Consider the following 16,164-nt stretch of genomic DNA (forward strand, 5'->3'; position numbering starts at 1 on the left):
TCGCCGTCGCGGTGTGCGCGGGGCTGGGCACTGCCGCCTCCGGGGCGGTCGGGGCTGCACCTGCCATGCCCGCCACGCCGCCGATCAGCGCGATACCCGTCGCGCCGACCGCGATTGCCTGAAGGATTCGGTTGGACATGGTGCTCATCTCCCTTGCCGATCAAGCGGTGCCGTCGTGCCGGCCGAGGCCGGACCACGGGACCGCGACATTCTCAGCGGAAGAGTGATACCCGACATTCACTGACAAAAGCACGCAAAGCGGACTATTCATTTCAAACCTGTAGTCATTGTAAAAAATTATTCGGCAGGAATCTGGGATTCATTGTTGAACGGATGAACTCCCGGGGGCACGCAGGTCTTTCAGGCCCCACTCGGCGAGCGACACGCACGGTTTGAGGGAGGAGCGGCGGGGCAACCCGCCGCTTCCCCCTCAGGTGCCTGAACGGGCCGCCCTCGGCTTGACGGTGCTGCGGCGGCCAAGATCCTTTATGTGATGAAAACAGGGATGCACGGAGAGGAAGGCCGCTCTACTCTCGGTTCCGCTGACGTTCTTGAACGGTTGGACGAAACAGGAGGAACCCATGGAGAACGCGGCAGAGGCCCGTGCCGACGAGCGGGCCAGGATCGTCGCGGACCTGCGCCGCGCGGCCGAGGGCTACCGCTCCTACGCTGCCTTCATCGAGGAGATCACGGACCCGTCGACGCCGTGCGATCTGAGTGACAGTCTGCCGGTCGTGCAGGCGGAGGCCGAGATGCTGGAGAACGCCGCGAAGGTCGCCGAAGGCGATCGCCGGGCGCTGGCGAGGCTCATCCCGCCCGTCCTGCAGACAGACGAGGACATCGCCGCGCTCGCTTCCTCTCCCGAGGACGCCGAGGTGCACAGGCGAATCCGTGACCATGCCGTCCAGGCGCAGGAATGATCTTTCGTGACCGATGAAGCATCCGGGCGGGAAGCTCGTGCTCTCGCCCGGCACATCACGCGGGTCAGGAGGGTGTGACCGTCAGGGCTTGCGGCCTACTCCGACGTAGCCGATCGAGGTGTTCCGCTCGCCGAACAGGGGCGGATCGACAGGGCGCCAGTCCTTGGGGAACACCAGGCCGGGTTCGAGCAGCTCGTAGCCGTCGAAGAAGCGGGAGATCTCCGCGTGCGTGCGCAGGCTCAGCGCCTCGGTGGCCCGGTTGTAGATCTCCAGAGCCTCCGGCGTGGTGTCGGGCTTGGCGTCGATCGCGTGACTGAGAACGAGGTGGCTGCCCGGCGCGCTCGCCTCGTGGAGCCGCTGGATGATCTGGTAGGCGCCCGCGCCGTCGGGGTTCTCGTCCGGGATGAAGTGCAGAATGGCCAGCAGCAGGAACGCCACGGGCCGGTCGAAGTCGACGTGCTCGCGCAGCTCGGCCAGCAGCGTCTCCGGGGCACGCGCGTCGGCCTGCAGGATGGTGACGTTGTCGCCGTTCGCCAGGAGCGCCCGGCTGTGCGCGCACACGACGGAGTCGTAGTCCACGTAGACCACGCGGGTGTCGGGCGCGACCGCGTGCGCGATCTCGTGGGTGTTGCCCCGCGTGGGCAGCCCGGAGCCCAGATCCACGATCTGCCGGACACCCGACTCGACCAGATGGCGTACGGCACGTGCGAGGAACGCCCGGTTCTCCCTCGCGGAGTCGCGGGTCTCGGGAAAGAGCTTCAGAATCTGCTCGGCTGCGGCCCGGTCGGCGGCGAAATTGTCCTTGCCGTCCAGGTAGTAGTCGTACATCCGGGCGACATTGGGCACGTTCGGGTCGACTCCGGCCGGCGTAGCCTGATCATCCACGCTTGCTCCCGATTTTTCGGCATCCGTCTGGAATTGATCTTAGAGAGTCTGCCGAACGTTAGCAGCAGGATGAGGTCATCGATGTGGGGCTTCGGCGGCGGACGTCGCCGGGGCCGGCGAAAAGCCCAAACGGCCTGCCCTCCCGGTCGGGTCTAATCCCTCCGGTGATGTGCCGGTCATCCTCGCGAGTGACGTCACGGTCCTGCCTCTGTTGTCACGATCTGGCCTGTGACAACAGAGGCAACTTTACGGGCGGGTTGGTGGCGGGTCGTCGGGAGGGGGATGCTGTTCCTCGCGGCGATAGCCGCCTCCTGGTGGCTCATCGGTATCGTCTTCGCCCTCGGCTCAGGATGGTCGTTTCTGGGCGTGTTGCTCGGCCTCGTCCTGGTCATCTGTTCCCTGGTGGTGCTGGTCGGGATCTCCGAGGACGTCCCCTGGGCGGTCTGGGGGACATTTCCGTTCCTCGCCGTACTGCTGTTGACCGGCATGTTCCTACCTGGCGACTACTACCTGAGCACCTTCGGCGAACCGGTGACCACGACCGTGGCGGAGCGGACATGGGTCGAGGGCCGGAGGTCGAAAGACGACCACTATCGGTATGTCCTGAGAGGTGCGGATGGTCGACTTCTTGAAGAGGTGATCAAGAACTACGGGGACGAGCCGCCACTGGAGATCGGGGCGCCGGTCGAGATGCTGGTGGATCCCCGGGGCGTGTTCGAGGCCAGAGAGCCGTCGGAGCTGGGATCGCTCACCGTCCTCTGGATCTCGGCGGCCGGGGTCGTGCTGATGACGATCGTGCTCAGCGTGATGGGTGAGCTGAGGCGCCGGACCATGCTTCCCAAGGGTTCAGGCGCTTCGAAAGCCGATGACTCCGAAAGGCCCCCGACAAAGCGCGGTTCCGGGAACCCCGCCGAGTCCGACGGTCCCAAACGAGCGAACGGCTCCAGAAGATCCAACAAGCGAAGAGGCTAGAGCTCCCATTCGTAGCCACGAGGAGCAGGAAGGCGAGGGGACGATCGCGGAGGCCGATGTGATCGGTCGTGCCATGGCGATCTTCTGGCCCTTCTCCCGGGTGGCCGTCCTCTCGACGCCGGACACGTTCACCGAGGACAGGTAACCGCATCTTTTCCGCGTGGGGCCTTGGCGGCGGACGTCGCGGGGCCGGTGAACGGCCCAAACGGCCTGCCCTCCCGACCGGTCAAGCAAAGCGGCCCCGCCCCATCGAGGGCAGGGCCGCTTCGGGTCAGGGGCAGGAGGTCAGCAGGATTTCCACCCGTTGTAGCGCGGAGCCGGGCCGACGACCGAAACGTAGCGGTATCTCGAGACAGTGCTGGAGCCGGTGCTCCCGTACGGGATGGTGATGCACGGGCCGTCATCTGCGTTTGCGATGTTGAGCTTTCTCCTGTCGGCGCCCGTTCCGCCGCCACAGTTGTACCAGGTGCCGTAGACGGTGACGGGGTCGTGCGTGCCGATACTCCCGCCGGTGCCGCTGTCGCTGCTACGACCGGCACAGGGGTTCGGCTCGGCGTTCGCGGTGGTGGCGCTCAGACCGAGCGACAACACGGCACCCGCGCTGGCGATTGCGATGGTGCGAGTGATCCTGATTGTTGCACGCAAGAATTTCTCCCCGTTCTTCGGTCCAACTTTTTCTGGCCATCCAGTGGATTTCCGTTCCGCCCATCGGATTTAACAATGGCCAATGGGCGCCTCCGAACCTTGACCGGGCTTTTCGGGCCCGTAACGCCTGCTCCCCGCCGCAGGCTTCCCGGTCAACGTTCGGTGAGGGGCCACTGGCTGCACAGCCCGACATGGCTCATTCAAGATCGGAGGTTGAGATCTTGGCTACCTATAAGGTTCCAGGGATCCCTGGGTTCCTGGCCGAAAATTCAACGGATGGTGTGTCGCGAACGCCGAAGGGGGCTGTGATGTAGGAAAAGCTCTTTTAGGCGGTGCTGTGTGAGAGATGGAGGATTCGGCCCTCCAGTGCCGCCCTGCGTGGGAGAGGCGTTAAACCGCCCTCTTTCCCGCTTACGCGCCTGAGCTCAATCCCGCCGAGGGGGTGTGGGCCTGCCTGCGCGACAAGCTGCTCAACCTCACCGTCGGCGGCATCGACGGACGCGTGTGCGATATGGACTGGGTGCTCAACGTCGTCACGGCGTGGCCAGGGGGATGATCCTGCGGTATTTGCCGCCGGGTGACTGCTGCGGTGGCTCCTCGGCGCGTTCGATCGTGACCTCACCGACCTTGTGTTCGGTGAGCAGGTGAGTGACCTTGTCGCGCACGGTCTGCCACACGCGGTCGGCGTCGGCGCCATCTGCGGTCCGTAGGCGTACGCGCAGGACGGCGGGCGCGGTCTGAACGAGCTGGAACTGCTCGATGCCGGGAACGTCCAGTACGGCGCCGAAGACCATGGGCGAGATACCGACGTGCTCGCCGCGATCGGTGGGGAAGGTGAGCAGGTCAGCGACGCGGCCCTGCACCCGGATGGCGGGGAGCGGGTTGCCGCACGGGCAGGGGTCGGGACGGAGCAGGACGCTGTCGCCGAGGTCGTAGCGCAGGATCGGCTGGACCCGGTTGGCGAGGTTGCTGATCAGGACGGTGTGCGAGTGCTGACCTGGCGGGACAGGCCGAAAGTCGGCGTCGACCGGCTCCAGGACAGCCCAGTCGCTGTTGACGTGGTACCAGCCGTGCGCGCAGCCGAAGCTGAGGAAGCCGCACTCGGTGGAGGCGTAGGCGGCGCGGACCTTGGCCTGGAACGCGGTGGCGATCCGCTCCCGGGCGTCCGGGGTCAACGTCTCACCGCCGGGGACGACGACCGCCGGGCGGATGCGCAGACGGCCCGCTTCCTGCTCCCCGGCCAGCAGCGTGAGCATGCCCACGAAGCCGGCAAGACTGGCGGGATCGTACCGGTTGAGCTCGTCGACCAACTCCGCCATCGGCTGTTTGATCGAGAAGACCCGCATCATCCGGCCGAGCCACGGTCTGTCCAGGCGGAACCGGGCCGGCGCCGCGACAGTGGAGAAATGGCCGCCGGGTGCGGTGACTATGGCGGTACGGCCGGCGCGGGCGAGGGTCCGGATGACATCGCGGGCCGCCAGCCCGCCGCCGGCGCGCAACCCGACGGCGGTGCTCACCGCCAGGCTCCGCTCGTCCAGCACGAAAAGGCCGCGCAGACCGCTGGTGCCGGAGGTGGTGACCACCAGGTACCCGCTCTGGAACCGCTCCCCCACAAGGCTCGGGTCGGCCGCGAACGTCTCGACCCGCTCGAGCGTCACCTGGCGGTCGGTGACCCAGTCGTCGAAGCGGGCCATCAGCATCTTCTTGTCGGTGACCGGAAGCAGTGCCGGGTCGTCGACCTGCTCTGGCAGGTCCCGATACAGCTCGCGGTAGTACGGCGAGTGAGCGCGGGCGTAGGCCACCATCTCGGCCAAACGAGCGCGCTGCCGCTGCGCGATCGCCGCGGGGCCTTCCCGCATGGCGCGTCGTGCGTCGCGGACGAGCTGTCGGACGCTTTCTTTTTCTTCCATGAAGGGCTGGTCCCTTCTCCTCATTGGTGAGCGGAATGTTGCCTTCCTCGGACGGTGGGCAGACCATCGGGCCCGGCGACAAGTGCATTCCCTGGCCTGGGAGCGCGGGCGTTGATGGTGTTGAGTGCCCTCGTCATGGGCTTTCCGTGGGCGGCCGCACCGAAAGCAGGCCATGCATGGCGATGTCGAGGCCACGCCGGGTGGCCTCCCATAGCTCCTCCTGCGACCGGCCAAGCTGGACGCTCGCCAGGCCCGCCTGCTGGATGGCGCCTATCAAGGATCCGGTCATCGCCGCCGCGGTGATCGGATCCAGATCGTCGGGGAACGCCTTCAGTAGTTCGCCGGCGATACGCCGCTGCAGCTCCAGCAGCAGGTACAGCCCCTTCGCCTGAAGCGCCGGCGTAGTCAGGGCCAGCCGGGCCGCCGCCGACAGCTCCTCGGGCTCCCGCCGGGGAACCTTGGGCCAGCGGTGGGCTCTGTACTCCTGGATCATCCTCGCCAACACCTCGCCCGGGCTCTCGTCCGGCCGGCGTTCCGCGATCGCCCGGAACAGCACATCGAAGTCCCGCTCCGTGTCGACCCACAGCACCTCGTCCTTGCCGCGAAAGTAGTTGGAGAACGTCTTGGGATCGACGTCCGCCGCCGCGGCGATCTGCGCCACCGTGGTCTGCTCATACCCCTGCTCCTCGAACAGCCGGATAGCCGCCATGACGATCCGCTGTCGGGTCAGCCGCTTCTTCCGTTCGCGTCGCGACTCCTGCATGCTCCAAATATACGCCTACTAGAATTTTCCCGACAAGCGGAATAATTCATGAACTGTCACAGGCAAAGGGGCACCAGGGGGATCGGTGAAGGAAGCGGTTCGGGAGATGCGCCGATCATCGTCACAGTGGATGAGTCATCGGTCACGGCCGAGCGGTGTGCGCGCAGCTAAGTGGTCTGCGCCGGAGGTCTCTCGGAGGTTGACGGTCGGTGCGTGGGCGTGCCGGCGTGATCAGGAATCGGTATTGGTCACGTAGAGGGCGCAGACCAGTGCGGTGGGCCCGTTTGGGAGGGCGAGGCCCAGGTCGCCGCGCAGGGTGACCCCGGGTGATGCGCCGCGCCAGCAGGTTGATCACAGCCCAGCGGGTCATTGCCTCACTGGCCGGCGGGTGACGCTCATAATCACGAGTCGGCCGCCGATCCGCCATCAGCCAGGCCGGCGCCCGCTCCACCACTCACCGCCGGGGATGCATCTGAAAGCCCCGCTGCCCGGCAGGCTTGCCGACGATGTACGCGATGATGCCCGGCACCTGCCGTGCCCAGGCCGCCAGTCGCCCGGCAAAGCCCTGATCGGCGAACACCACCCGGCAGCCGCCGCTCAGACACAGCCCCTCAGCGCTCTTGCGCCACTTCAGGTGGAGGTCGGGGTTTCCATCGGGTGGTTCAGTGCTGGGGTGTTCGGGCTAGCCGAGTTTGCTGTTCTTGATGTCGGTGATGAAGGTTCTCCAAGCATGGGGGGTGAAGCTGAGTGTGGGGCCGTTGGGGTTTTTGCTGTCTCGTACGGCTCGGCCGCCGCTGAACAGGTTGGCCACCTCGACGCAGTTGTCGTTGTTGGTTCCGCTGAGGGTGCTCTTGTACCAGGTGAGGTTCTGAGTGCTTTGGTCCACTGTGTTTCGTCTCTCTTGATTTACTCCGGGAGTGTCTTCAGATGATGGGCTGGCTCTGCTGGTTGTTCGGGTCAGTCGAACTTGCCGTTTTTGATGTTTTCGGTGAATGACTGCCACTCGGTGTGAGTGAAGCTCAAGGTGGGGCCGTTGGGGTCCTTGCTGTCCCGTACAGCCCGGCTGCCGCCAGGTAGGTTCGCGACCTCGACGCAGTTGCCGGTTTGGCCGGTGTAAGAGCTCTTGCGCCACTCCAGATTGGAAAGGTCAGGGAAGTCCATCCCGCTTCTCCTTTTTGGCATGTATTTTATGCCATATTGTCAGCTGCGTTTTTCAGCAGGTCAATGGAGTCTCCCGGTGACAGAGCTGTGGCGCGCAACCGTTCAAACGCGATGGTGTAGTCGGTGATATCGGAGCGTTCTTCGAGGTAGAGGTCACCTGCCAAGGTTTCGACATACACCACATGAGGGTCAGCTAGATCGGAGAACTCCAGGATGACAAACGAGCCGCTCGTGCCCGCATGGGCGCCGGCGGTGAACGGTATGACTTGCATGGTGGTTTTACCTGCTTCTGTGGCGGCAAGCAAGTGGTGCAACTGCCCACGCATAATGGCTGGACTGCCGATGACGCGGTGGACGGCCGCTTCGTCGATCACGACCCATAGTCGAGGGCGATCTTGTCGGCTAAGGATCAGTTGACGGGTAAGGCGGACCTCCGTAAAGCGCTCGATCTCATCGTGACTGAGCTCTTGCGCACCGCCTTTGATCATGGCCCGAGCGTACTCTGGTGTCTGGAGCAGTCCGGGAATGGCTACGGACTCAAAGTTATATATCGAGGCGGCTCCTGTTTCGAGTCCGATATAGACCTCATATGGATTTGGTAGGACATCGCGGTAAGAGCGCCACCAGCCAGGCTGACGAGCTTCGCGGGCGAGCTGAATGAGACGCTCCCGCTCGGAGCCGACGATCCCATAGAGGTCAAGTAGCTCGCGCATGCTGCGAGGTTGCGGCAGGGAGCGGCCAGTCTCTATCCGAAAAATGGTCGAAGTGGACCATTCCAGGCGGCTGGCGACTTCCTCACGGGTCAACCCTGTGGTGTTGCGGCAGTTGGTCAGTTCCAGGGCCAGGCGGCGTGCTCGCACTGTCGGGCTTTGGTGGCGGACACCGCTGGGACTTCTGAGCAAGGTGGCTCCTCGGTTGCATGGATCCGCAAGCACTAGTGCTTTTCTAAAAGGCTATTGCTTGTCACTGACGGTTAGTGCACTCTTACACAAGGTTGCCATCGCCGGGCGGTGCTCGGAGAGTGAACGGTCAAAAAGGTGGTGAGCGCCTGAAGGCAGACCAAACGTTGCAGCAGGATTCTGGTGCAGATGGCGGAACAAAGAATGCTGATGTAATTCAAATCAGGACACATCTGGCGCAGCTGGGCATATCGCTGTGATCGCGAAATTCAGACAGAACTAGCGCCTGCAAAAAGGCGGAGTCCGCCAAGTGCTACCCACACTCGACGGACCCCTTGAACCGGACTCTGGAGGTCCAATCCCGTGCTCGATTTTACAAGGGCCGTCCGGGTCATCCGGATGCGCTTCAGTGGTGACCGGCCGCCTGCCCCGTTGGGGTGTCGGTGGTGTGGGCATTCGCCCTACGCGCACGATGACCGATGCCTGCCCCACCGGCAGGCGCACGCCTACGAGCGGCCGACTCCCGCGCAGTTCCGGGCGCGGCTGGCGGAGTGGTGGCGGCTGGGGTTCGCGGGGCGACTGTCCGGCTCGGCCTCGGTACGTCCGCCAGGGGAGACGCGGGCGGCACCCGGTCAGGCCAGGCCCGCGGAGTCCGGATCGCTCTCGCCGTACGGGCGAGGCAGGCCGCCGGACGGCGGGTGGAGGGCGTACCCGGGCATGCTGCGGCAAGGGAAGGCGGCGTGAGCGGGCGGCATCGGCGGGGAGAGCCCGTCGATCAGCGGGGCCCACGGCAGTGGGACCGCGAGCAGCGGGAGGTCGCGGCCCGGCTGGATCGGGCCGAGGCGGGCTGGCTGGTCATGTACGGGGTGGGCGGGCGCCGGTTCTACGCCATCGCCGCCGGGCAGGTTCCCGAGCCCCTGGTCGTCGAGGCGCGTACGGCCGAGGAGTTGTGCGCGCTGATGCGCGAGAGCGAGGCCACCGAACCGGCGACGGTGCCGTCACCCGAGCAGCCGCCCGGCGTGCATATGGTGCCAGAACCCCAACGACAGCCGGAACCCCAGCGACAGCCAGAACCCCCAAGGCGGCCGGAATCCCACCGGTACTGGCAAGGAGATCCGATGATCGCAGGCACCCCCGACGGGCTCCGGACCGTCTGCTGGGACATTCCCCGTGACCCGGCGACCGTCGGTGAGGCCCGCCGGATGACGCGGGACACCCTCACCGGCTGGGGCCTGCCGTCGGAGTTCGCCGACGACGCGGTGCTGGTGGTCGGCGAGCTGGTGGCGAACGCCACGCTGTACGGCGAGGAACCGATCCGGCTCTCGCTCTGGGGCATGGCCCAGGGGGTCTGCGTACGGGTCACCGATCACGGCTCCGAGCGGCCCCGCAAGCTCAGCCTAGGCGAGGACGCCTCGCACGGCCGGGGGCTTGCGATCGTGGAGGCGCTGGCCGACCGGTGGGGCGTCGTTCCGGTGCCGGGCGGGATCGGCAAGACGGTCTGGGCCGCCTGGGGGATCTACCGCTCGGAGTCCGGCGCGTCCCGCACCGTCGACTGCGCGGAGCTGGTTCCATCCTCCGGAGTCCGTGAGGAGGCATCCATCACATCCCCCTGTGCCCTGGAAAAAGGGTCCGGTGCCCGAGCAGGGGCGTTCCTGCGGTCCTCCTCCGTCATCGAGGCGGCGTTCATGGCATCCGCCCGGTTCCGTGCAGGCGACCTGCTCGCCTGATGTCCGGTATGGACTGCGATCCCGCGGCCGAGAAACCGGGACCGCCAGGGCGGCCTTCCCGATGCTCAGAGCAGCTGAGGAAGGCCGCACGGGGCCGCATCAGCCGGCCGGTGAGGCCGGCAGGGGCGGAGGTGATGCACCGGCTGCGGGATCACACCGGACGGTCAGCCCGTGACCAGCTTGCCGAGTTCGGGGAGTACCGCGTCGGTGACGGTGATCCTCTTCTCGATCAGCCCGTTGGCGTGGAAGAGGTCGGCGACGTGCTGCTGCTCGGCGACGAACTCCTCGCTGATCGGGTGCAGGCCCCATGGGCGGGTGCGCAGCGCGTGCTCCCAGGCGTCCAGGTCGCCGCCGTCGTCCTTGGCGAAAAACTCCGCCGCCGCGCGGGGGTTCTGCCGGGTCCACTCGTCGGACTCCTGGAGTGCGGAGACGATCCTGGCCAGTTCCTCGGGCTGTTCGAGGGCGAAGTCGCGGCGGGTGAACCACAGCGAGCGGTGGCTGAACAGGCCGTCGGTAGCGACCAGTTCCCGGACGGATGCCCGCTGCTCGACCCCGGTGAGGTAGGGGTAGGAGCCCACCCACGCGTCGACCTCGCCGGACAGGAACAGCTCGGCGGCGTTGTCGTAGACGTCGACCGGGACGATGTCGCTCCAGCCGAGACCGACCCGCTCCAGGGCGAGCAGCAGCAGCGTGGTCTGCCACGAGCCGTGCCCGAGGGCGACCCGCTTGCCCTTCAGGTCTTCCAGACTCCGGATCGGCGAGTCGTCGAGGACGACCAGGCGGCCGTTCTCGATCCGGGGTTCGGAGATCGCGACGTAGACGACGTCGTACCCCTTGGCCTGGGCGGTCACCGGGGGCGTGGCGCCGGTGCCGATGAAGTCGTAGCCGCCGTCGAACAGATGGTCGCTGTGCACCGACGGCAGCGCCCGGGTGGGGTCGACCCGCTCACCGGCCGGGAGGGAGCGCAGGTTCACCCACTCCACGTCGGGAAGCCCTCGGTGGCGCAGCACCCAGAGCGAGTTGTTCTGGGGGAAATATCCGACTCGGCTGGTCATCAGGTACGTCCTTTCAGGAGGGGGAGCACGTGCGTGCCCACCCGGTGTGCCTCTTCCAGGTGCGGGACTCCGGCGAGGATGAGGGCGTCCACGCCGAGCCCGATCAGTTCGTCGAGCCGTTCGGCGACCTGGTGGTAGTCGCCGACCAGACCGAAGGCGGGGCCGTCGCGCAACTCGCCGAACCCGCCCCAGATGTTGGGCGAGACCTCCAGGTCGCGGAGGTCCTCGCCGGCCGAGGCGAGGAAGGACCGGCTGCGCCGCACGCCGACCGAGTCGCCGGAGCCGGACTCCCCGCCGGAGTCGCGGGGCACCCTGGCCGCCCAGCCCCGGCGGAGCTCGTCCCACGCCTCCTCCTCGGTCTCGCGGGCGAGCACGTCCACCCGGACCGCGAACTTCGGCGGGGTGTCGCTGTGCGCGCGGACCAGGTCGAACTTCTCCGCCAGCGCGGGGTACGGCTCCAGCCAGGACAGGTAGTGGTCGGCGTGCCGCCCGGCGGCGGCGATCGCGGCGGGGGAGGAGCCGGAGAAGAAGATCTCCGGGAACGGCTGCCCGGCCAGTTCCTCGGGCAGGCCCGCGTTCTCCACCTGGTAGAAGCGGCCGTGGTGGGTGTGGGAGCCGTGCCACACGCCCTTGAGCACGTCGAGGAACTCCGAGGTGCGCGCGTAGCGGTCGTCGTGGTCGATCCGGTCGCCCCACCAGAGCTGCGCGGGTCCGCCGCCGCCGGAGATGACGTTGTAGACCACCCGCCCGCCGGTGGCCCGCTGCAGGGTGGCGGTCATCCGGGCCGCCTGCACCGGGTGCAGGAACCCCGGCTGGAAGGCGATCATGAACCGGTAGGAGCGGGTCTCCCGGGCCAGGGTGGCCGCCGCGGCCCACGGGTCGTCGGTGTGCGGGAAGGACGGCAGCAGCCCGCCGACGAAGCCGGAGTCCTCGGCCGCCCTGGCCACCTCGGCCATGTAGTCGACGTGGCTGTAGCCGTCGGGGGCGCCGTCCCTGACTCCCGGCGCGAGGGCGCCCGGCAGGTCGGCGAAGCCGCCGCGGCTGCCGCCCCTGCGGCGCAGCGAGGGCTGGTCGCCCTCCATGTGGATGCGCCAGTAGATGTCAACCGACACGGGTGCTCTCCTTCAACAGCGGCAGCAGGTGCTCGCCCAGCCGGTAGGTCTCCTCAGGGCGTGGCCCGGCCTCAAGGAAGAACTCCGAGACGCCCCGGTCGGCGTACTCCCCGATCGCGGCGGCGACGGAGGCGTAGCCGCCGGTCAGTCCGGTGAAGCCGGTACGGCGGGCCGCCGCCAGCGCCTCGTCGTCGTCCTCGCGGGCCAGCACCGGCAGCCGCAGACCGTACGCCGGTCCGGGCAGCCGCGCGGTCAGGGTCTCCAGGTCGTCCTGCGGTGAGAAGACGTGCACGTCGGCATGGCGGGCGGAGAGTTCAAGCGCCTCCGGCGAGGTGCCGCCGAGGTAGACGGTCGGGAAGGCCCGTCCGGAGAGCGGGGCCGCGAAGCCGCCCCCGGCCACCTGGTAGAAGCGGCCCCGGTACTCGAAGTCCCCCTGCCAGACGCCCTTGGCGACGGTGAGGAACTCCTCGGCCCGCGCGTACCGGTCGGCTCCGCTGAGGAAGTCCCCCTGGGCCCTGGCCACCGCCGGGTCGAGGTCCACCGCGAGCCGCCAGCCGAGCCGGTCGGCGGAGAAGCGCTGCAGCGAGGCCGAGAACTTGGCCAGGTAGACCGGGGTGGCGATGCCCGGGGGGAACTCCGCGATCACCCGCAGGTGGCGTGAGGCGCGCAGCACCCCGGCGGCCAGCACCAGCGACTCCTGCCCCTCGGGATCGAAGGGCACCAGCGCGCCGGACAGCCCCGCCAGCTCGGCGGCCCGGCCCGCCGGTCCCGCCGGATCCGAGCGGGCGGGCCGTACGTCGGTGACGAAGCCGGGCAGCACCGGCCGGGCGGCGCTCCGGGTGGGCAGCGTGACGTTGAACCTGGCCATCACGCCACCGCGCCGAGTGGAACGTCGCGCGTCCGCGTCGCCGTGCGGGGTGGAAGGCCGTGCGTCCGTGGCACCCTACCCAGGGAAACGTCGTGTGCCCATGCCACTGTGCCGGGGCGCCGTGCTGCGTGGGAGCGTTCTCGCGGACTGGCCGGAATCGATGGGACAGCCATGTCAGATCTTTCCTAGAGGCTCGGTGGAGACGGGAAAAGGCAGCGCGGGGAGGGTGAACTCCTGCCCGGTCTCCTTCAGGAACTCGGGCGGCGGCGGGTAGCGCGGGGGAGTCGCGTCGGCGGGCAGCAGGCTGTGCCAGGGCTCCCGCGCGTCGAACTCGTCCCGGATCGCCGCCAGCGTCTCCGGCTGCTCGACCAGGGCGACCGCGGTGGCCGCCAGGTAGCGGGCGGCGGCCAGCAACCCCTGGTGGGCGATGTTCGTGCCGGTCGACGCGGTGGCCGCCCAGGAGTGGAGCGGTACGCCGAGCGGCACCACGGGCGAGACCAGGCTGAGGTGCGGGGCCTGCCAGCCGACCTCGGAGGTGTCGCTGGACGGGCCGCCGAGGTCGGTCTCCGGCGGCGGGGTGAGCGGTGCGATCCCGGTCGCGAGCCCGATCCGCGGCCTGCCGATCGCGGCCTGGAGGCGGAGGGCGAACTCGTGGTCTGAGTCGGCGAACCGGGCGGGACCCAGCTCGGACATGGTGTGATGCAGCAGCTCGGCCCCGGCCCGGTTGCCGAGCCCCTGCCGGATCGCGGTCACCAGGCGGTGCTCCAGCCGGGTCCGGCCGGCCGTGGCGGCTGCCCCGGCGCACTCGACGACCTTGTCGTACAGGGTCCTGGCGCGTTCGTGGGTCGCCTCGCGGACGTAGACCCAGACCGTCTGCACGTCGGGTGTCACGTTCGGGGCGCCGCCCCCGCTGAGGGTGTAGCTCACCCGGCCGGACGGCGAGACGTTCGCGGCGCGCAGGTGCTCGATCATGGTGGTCAGCAGCAGGGCTCCGTCCAGGCCGCTCCGGGTGCCCAGCGGGTCGGACCCGTGCCCGGCCGAGCCGAGGAAGGTGAAGGTCCCGGAGATCAGCGCGCTGGTGACGTCCCACCCGGTCGCCGTGACGGGTGCCGGATGCCAGTCCAGGAAGGCGTCGAGCCCGTCGTAGGCGCCGTCGCGCACCGCGTACGCCTTGCCGACCAGCTGTTCCTCGCCGGTGGAGGCGAAGACCCGCACGGTCGCGCGGTCGCCGAGCGCGGTGGCGGCGGCGTCGGCGGGCGCGGCCATCGCCGACGCCGCCGCCAGCGCGTTGTGCCCGCAGCCGTGCCCCGGGCCGTACGCGGGGCCGTAGAGCGGGTCGCCCGCGTAGCCGATCGGGTCGTGGTACGGCACGCCCGCGCGCTGGGACAGGCCGGGCAGCGCGTCGTACTCCACGTTGAACCCGAGCACGGGGCCGCGCCCGCCGCGGGTGGCGACGAAGGCCGCGGGGAATCCGGCGGTGCCCCACTCGATCGCGAAGCCGTACGAGCGGAGCAGGTCCGCGGTGGCCGATGCCGAGCGCCACTCGCGGAGCGACGGTTCGGCGTACGACCAGATGGTGTCCGACAGGCCGGTCAGCACGGGCTCGTTCGCACCGATCCAGTTCAGCGCGGTTTTCTCCGTGCTCACCGCGTCACTCCCACATGTCCGGGCTCCTTGGCGGAGACCCCGAGGTCGGCGAGCAGGCGGCGGCGGAGCGCCACGAAGTCGCCGTCCACCCGGTCGCGGGGGCGGTCCAGTTCGACGGTCAGGTCGGTGACGAACGCGCCCTCGCGGAGCACGATGATCCGGTCGGCGAGCAGGATGGCCTCCTCGACGTCGTGGGTGACCAGCACCACGGCGGGGCGATGCCTGGCGCACAGTTCGGCGATCAGGTCCTGCATGTGCAGCCTGGTCAGCGCGTCGAGCGCGGCGAACGGCTCGTCGAGCAGCAGCAGTTCGGGCTCGCGGACCAGGGCGCGGGCCAGCGCGACCCGCTGCGCCTCGCCGCCGGACAGCGTCGCGGGCCAGGCGTCGGCGTGGCCGCTCAGGCCCACCTCGGCGAGTGCCGCCAGGCCCTTGGCGCGGGCGCCGCGGCCCTGCCCGAGGATCACGTTGGCCAGCGCGCGCTTGGAGGGGATCAGCCGGGGCTCCTGGAAGACGACGGTCCGCACCGGCGGGACCAGCACGGTCCCGCTCGTGGCGGCGTCCAGTCCGGCGAGGATCCGCAGCAGCGTCGTCTTGCCGGTGCCGCTGGCACCGAGCAGCGCGAGGAACTCACCGCGCCGTACCCGCAGGTCGATCCCGTCCAGTACGGCGCGGTCACCGAAGACCCTGCGCAGGCCCGTGGTCTGTACGGCCAGGCTCATCGGGCCGCCACCGCCTTCCGCCATGGCATGGTGAACCGCTCGGCCAGCCGGAGGATGACGTCGGCGGTCAGCCCGATCAGCGCGTAGAGGATGACGCAGAGGGCGAGGATGTCGGTGCGCAGGTAGTCGGTGGCCCTGGCCATCAGGTACCCCAGGCCGGCGGTGACGTTGATCTCCTCGGCGGCGATCAGCGCGACCACGCTGAGCGTGGTCGACAGCCGCAGCCCGGCGAAGATCGAGGGCAGCGCGCCCGGCAGCACCACCTCCCTGGCGAGAGCGAGGCGGCCGAGCCCGAACGAGCGGGCGGCCTCCACGACCTTGCGGTCGACGTTGCGCACCCCGCTGGAGACGTTGATGTACATCGGGAAGGTGCAGGCCACGCTGATCAGCAGGATCTTGGAGGTCTCCTCGATCCCGAACCAGACCATGAACAGCGAGGTCAGCGCCAGGAACGGGATGGCACGCAGCGCCTGCATGGAGGAGTCGAGAAGCTCCTCGCCGAGCCTGCTCAGCCCGGACAGCACCCCGATGACCAGCCCGGCGGAGGCGCCGAGCAGCAGGCCGAGGCCCGCGCGGGTGAGCGAGACACCCAGCGCCTCCTGCATCTGCCCGTCGGCCCACAGCTCGCCGAAGGTCTTGACCACGTCCTGCGGACCGGCCAGCACGTCAGGGGTGATCACCCCTGACGCGGCTCCCGCGTACCAGAGCCCGACGAGCAGGACCGGGCCGAGGACGCGCAGGGCCAGGCTCGCCGCCGGATGGCGGCCGGTGTTCCTGGGCGGGGCCGGCGGGACGAGCCCCGCCGTTTCCTGTCCGGTCAGGACCGTCATGAGGCCGCGTCCGGCAGTGAGGTGACGTCGACGACGTACTGGGAGACGTCC

The 16,164-nt window shown here is 68.5% G+C and carries 17 protein-coding genes; 3 read left to right on the forward strand and 14 right to left on the reverse strand.

The features are described 5' to 3' along the window. The first annotated feature begins 581 nt into the window (after nucleotides 1-581). Nucleotides 582-920, forward strand: coding sequence for a hypothetical protein (locus tag ABZ260_RS28835; protein WP_355624009.1), 339 nt, complete (start codon nucleotides 582-584; stop codon nucleotides 918-920). 81 nt (nucleotides 921-1,001) lie between these two features. Here the strand turns inward: ABZ260_RS28835 and ABZ260_RS28840 are convergent, their stop codons facing one another. Next, entirely contained in the window at nucleotides 1,002-1,805 is an 804-nt protein-coding gene (locus tag ABZ260_RS28840) for an SAM-dependent methyltransferase (RefSeq protein ID WP_355624012.1), read from the reverse strand. 282 nt (nucleotides 1,806-2,087) lie between these two features. Between ABZ260_RS28840 and ABZ260_RS28845 the strand changes: the two genes are divergently transcribed. Beyond that, nucleotides 2,088-2,777 (forward strand): hypothetical protein, encoded by a 690-nt coding sequence (locus tag ABZ260_RS28845; protein ID WP_355624015.1) that lies wholly within the window; start codon nucleotides 2,088-2,090, stop codon nucleotides 2,775-2,777. 285 nt (nucleotides 2,778-3,062) lie between these two features. On the opposite strand, the gene ABZ260_RS28850 is transcribed toward ABZ260_RS28845, so the two are convergent. The 7 genes from ABZ260_RS28850 to ABZ260_RS28880 form a co-directional block, all read right to left on the reverse strand. Next, nucleotides 3,063-3,422 carry a hypothetical protein gene (locus tag ABZ260_RS28850; RefSeq protein WP_355624018.1) on the reverse strand — a complete coding sequence of 120 codons (360 nt, stop codon included), beginning with the start codon at nucleotides 3,420-3,422 and terminating at the stop codon, nucleotides 3,063-3,065. A 533-nt stretch (nucleotides 3,423-3,955) separates the two neighbouring features. Beyond that, the gene (locus tag ABZ260_RS28855) at nucleotides 3,956-5,332 is read right to left on the reverse strand and encodes a hypothetical protein (protein ID WP_355624021.1); all 1,377 of its coding nucleotides are present in this window, start codon (nucleotides 5,330-5,332) and stop codon (nucleotides 3,956-3,958) included. 133 nt (nucleotides 5,333-5,465) lie between these two features. Further along, nucleotides 5,466-6,095, reverse strand: a complete 630-nt coding sequence (locus ABZ260_RS28860) for a TetR/AcrR family transcriptional regulator (protein ID WP_350921906.1) — start codon at nucleotides 6,093-6,095, stop codon at nucleotides 5,466-5,468. Between the two features lie 454 nt (nucleotides 6,096-6,549). Beyond that, nucleotides 6,550-6,675 (reverse strand): hypothetical protein, encoded by a 126-nt coding sequence (locus ABZ260_RS28865; RefSeq protein WP_355624025.1) that lies wholly within the window; start codon nucleotides 6,673-6,675, stop codon nucleotides 6,550-6,552. 102 nt (nucleotides 6,676-6,777) lie between these two features. Further along, nucleotides 6,778-6,981, reverse strand: a complete 204-nt coding sequence (locus ABZ260_RS28870; protein WP_355624028.1) for a DUF397 domain-containing protein — start codon at nucleotides 6,979-6,981, stop codon at nucleotides 6,778-6,780. 71 nt (nucleotides 6,982-7,052) lie between these two features. Then, complete coding sequence (locus tag ABZ260_RS28875; protein ID WP_355624031.1) at nucleotides 7,053-7,256, reverse strand: DUF397 domain-containing protein; 204 nt, start codon at nucleotides 7,254-7,256, stop codon at nucleotides 7,053-7,055. A gap of 26 nt (nucleotides 7,257-7,282) precedes the next feature. After that, nucleotides 7,283-8,191, reverse strand: coding sequence for a helix-turn-helix transcriptional regulator (locus ABZ260_RS28880; protein ID WP_355624034.1), 909 nt, complete (start codon nucleotides 8,189-8,191; stop codon nucleotides 7,283-7,285). Between the two features lie 704 nt (nucleotides 8,192-8,895). Here ABZ260_RS28880 and ABZ260_RS28885 point away from each other — a divergent pair. Continuing rightward, nucleotides 8,896-9,882, forward strand: a complete 987-nt coding sequence (locus tag ABZ260_RS28885) for an ATP-binding protein (RefSeq protein WP_355624037.1) — start codon at nucleotides 8,896-8,898, stop codon at nucleotides 9,880-9,882. 164 nt (nucleotides 9,883-10,046) lie between these two features. On the opposite strand, the gene ABZ260_RS28890 is transcribed toward ABZ260_RS28885, so the two are convergent. The 6 genes from ABZ260_RS28890 to ABZ260_RS28915 all read right to left on the reverse strand — a co-directional run. After that, on the reverse strand, nucleotides 10,047-10,937 hold the full coding sequence (locus ABZ260_RS28890; RefSeq protein WP_355624040.1) for an ABC transporter substrate-binding protein: 891 nt from the start codon (nucleotides 10,935-10,937) through the stop codon (nucleotides 10,047-10,049). Then, nucleotides 10,937-12,049, reverse strand: a complete 1,113-nt coding sequence (locus tag ABZ260_RS28895) for an LLM class flavin-dependent oxidoreductase (protein ID WP_355624043.1) — start codon at nucleotides 12,047-12,049, stop codon at nucleotides 10,937-10,939. Before ABZ260_RS28895 ends, ABZ260_RS28890 begins: the two co-directional genes overlap by 1 nt. Next, the gene (locus tag ABZ260_RS28900) at nucleotides 12,039-12,917 is read right to left on the reverse strand and encodes an LLM class flavin-dependent oxidoreductase (protein WP_355624046.1); all 879 of its coding nucleotides are present in this window, start codon (nucleotides 12,915-12,917) and stop codon (nucleotides 12,039-12,041) included. Before ABZ260_RS28900 ends, ABZ260_RS28895 begins: the two co-directional genes overlap by 11 nt. Before the next feature lie 174 nt (nucleotides 12,918-13,091). Further along, complete coding sequence (locus ABZ260_RS28905) at nucleotides 13,092-14,564, reverse strand: hypothetical protein (protein WP_355624049.1); 1,473 nt, start codon at nucleotides 14,562-14,564, stop codon at nucleotides 13,092-13,094. Next, nucleotides 14,561-15,283, reverse strand: coding sequence for an ABC transporter ATP-binding protein (locus ABZ260_RS28910; protein ID WP_355624052.1), 723 nt, complete (start codon nucleotides 15,281-15,283; stop codon nucleotides 14,561-14,563). Before ABZ260_RS28910 ends, ABZ260_RS28905 begins: the two co-directional genes overlap by 4 nt. Then, nucleotides 15,280-16,164, reverse strand: an 885-nt coding sequence (locus ABZ260_RS28915) for an ABC transporter permease (protein WP_355624055.1), incomplete at its 5' end; no start/stop codon positions are given. The genes ABZ260_RS28910 and ABZ260_RS28915, both read right to left, overlap by 4 nt.

The sequence above is a fragment of the Streptosporangium sp. NPDC006013 genome (assembly GCF_040614275.1).
Classification (GTDB): Bacteria; Actinomycetota; Actinomycetes; order Streptosporangiales; family Streptosporangiaceae; genus Streptosporangium.